Here is a 2,234-nt window from a genome sequence, read left to right as displayed (position 1 = left end):
ATCCTAGGGATTCGGTTTGAGATGTTTGAAGAGGGTTTAGAGGTCTTTTATCCCAATGGGGAACGATTTAAAGACCCTGAAACCCTCTTTGAGGAACGCAACCAAGCACAACAAGAACGCGACCAAGCACAACAGGAGCGCAACCAAGCACAACAAGAACGCGATCGCGCTTTTGCCCGATTACGCGAATTGGGCATTGACCCGACACAGTTGTGACTATAATTAATCTTCAGCGGAGATACCGTCATCTTCCACCACCGCTTCGGTGATAGGAGAGGGCGGAATTTCCGTTAAGGGAGATAAATCGGCCGGGGGAGCCACCACGCGATCGAGTTTTAGGGTTAAATAACGAATAACCTCATCACTTAAACGCAGGGCCCGTTCCATGGGGGCGACTTGTTGCTGAACGACTTCGTGAGACTCAAGAAGAAGCTCTACAAAATATCAAAGAGGCGATTGACTTATGTTGAGAAGTTAGAAAGGAAAAAGACCTACCTTTAACAATTATAAAATAGTAGGTTAGGCTTTGCTATTGCTCAACCCAACCCCTATTTTCCTAGATCAAAAAGTTGTTGAAATAAATCCTAAAGTTCTCAACTCAATTATCCTGTTTTGACTTCTTCCCTTGAGATAGTTTGCGCTGGCAGAAAGCACCCAATCCCAATATACCTAAGCCGAAAATTGTGCTAGGTTCAGGTACTGCTTCAACTGTTACGGTAAAACTTCCAGCGTTGTTATACGTTCCATAATCTAGTGGTCCAAGGAAGAGGCGAGTTGCTCCACTAGGGACGATGAAGTTCTGCACAGCACCACTGCCGGTTCCTGTCAGTCCATCACCGATGAAGAAAACTTGCTTAAGTTGTGGAGCTAACGAGGAAAAATTGATTCCAATTGAAGAAAAGTCAAGAGCTGCAGGTGCAGGAGTCGAATCTGGCTGGCTGTTATCTAAAAAGACACCGAGAAGAGAATTGAGCCGACCGTTACTAATCTGGGAAATTCCATAGTGAGGACCCCAGGTAAGCAAGGATGTTACTCCATCTGGCGTAGCAGTGGGTGGGGGTGAGCCGGGATTATTGTTAACTGCCCCAGTCACGGAGAAATTGAGTGTTTGTCCAGGAATCAGGGAAAGTCCCGACACTTGTACAGGAGAGTTAGTAGGAGCAATATCCCCAGCGAGAGTAGTTCCATTGGGCATCCCTGCGAGCCAAGGGGTAGATGTGCCAGGAACGGTGATAGTTACAGCTTGTACTCCACTGGCGACGGAGAGACTGATAAGTATCACCCCCCCCCGATGGAGGTTTTGATAAGTTTTGCTAATGTCATGACTAAATGTCTCCTAAAAGATGGCGTTGCACTCGCAAAACTACCATTTTTGTCTGTAGATGTCAAGCCCTTGCCGTTAAATTTATCAAATCTTAAAAATACTCTAAGTTACTTATAAAAATAAAGGTATGTTAGCGACAGCGTAACACGCCCTACTTATCGCTCTCTTACTCAAAGGCAGAAGCACTATCTTCCTCATGAATCGGCAAAATTCAGTAAAATAGCAATAGACCAAATCAGAGAGAAAAAATTAGCTATGGCAACTACATCCGAAGACGTATGGCGACTCTTAGCCGAATTAGCGACTGCTCAAGCTGAATTAACTGCCGCTCAAAAAGAAACTGACAAACAACTGAAGGAAGTTAGTCAGCAACAGAAGAAAACTGACAAACAACTCAAAGAATTAGGTCAGCAAATTGGGGGACTCGGTGCCAAATTCGGCAGCTTTACCGAAGGACTTGCCCTCCCTTCAATGGAAACGATTCTCAGACAACGCTTTGGTATGGAAGTTATCAGTCCTAGTGTGCGAGTCAGTAAAGATGGAAAACACCTAGAAATTGATGTTCTTGCCTATACCAATGGTCAGCTAAATACTGCTTATATCGTCGAGGTTAAAAGTCATGCCAGAGAGGAGTCGATTTCACAATTAAAAAGTATTTTGCAACGGTTTCGCAACTTTTTCCCTGAACACAAAGATAAAAAACTCTATGGCATATTAGCGGCGGTTCATTTATCATCAGAATTACGGGAAAAAATTCTGCAAGAAGGGTTTTATGTGGCTCGGATTCATGACCAAGTATTTGAATTGGATATTCCCGATAATTTTCAACCTCGACTTTATTAAAAATTTAGATATAATACTAAATCTTGTTATTAAAAACTGATTATTTATTCCCCCTTTTGCATGAGTG

At 43.2% G+C, this 2,234-nt stretch carries 2 protein-coding genes and 2 pseudogenes; 2 read left to right on the top strand and 2 right to left on the bottom strand.

What is annotated here, in order from left to right:
* Nucleotides 1-216, top strand: a pseudogene (locus tag O9324_RS24515) (Uma2 family endonuclease); the annotation flags it as partial.
* Nucleotides 217-222: 6 nt separating this feature from the next.
* Here O9324_RS24515 and O9324_RS24510 read toward each other — a convergent pair.
* Both O9324_RS24510 and O9324_RS24505 read right to left on the bottom strand, forming a co-directional pair.
* A pseudogene (locus tag O9324_RS24510) lies at nt 223-402 on the bottom strand (30S ribosomal protein S6); the annotation flags it as partial.
* A gap of 196 nt (nt 403-598) precedes the next feature.
* A complete protein-coding gene (locus tag O9324_RS24505) occupies nt 599-1,282 on the bottom strand; it encodes a PEP-CTERM sorting domain-containing protein (protein ID WP_288141562.1) in 684 nt (227 codons plus the stop codon).
* A 297-nt stretch (nt 1,283-1,579) separates the two neighbouring features.
* Here O9324_RS24505 and O9324_RS24500 point away from each other — a divergent pair, with 297 nt between their 5' ends.
* Nucleotides 1,580-2,167 (top strand): DUF3782 domain-containing protein, encoded by a 588-nt coding sequence (locus tag O9324_RS24500; RefSeq protein ID WP_193957939.1) that lies wholly within the window; start codon nt 1,580-1,582, stop codon nt 2,165-2,167.
* The last annotated feature ends 67 nt before the right edge of the window (nt 2,168-2,234 follow it).

The organism is Microcystis sp. LE19-84.1B (assembly GCF_027531875.1).
In the GTDB taxonomy this organism is placed as follows: domain Bacteria; phylum Cyanobacteriota; class Cyanobacteriia; order Cyanobacteriales; family Microcystaceae; genus Microcystis; species Microcystis panniformis.
This window is presented reverse-complemented; position numbering and strand designations above follow the sequence as displayed.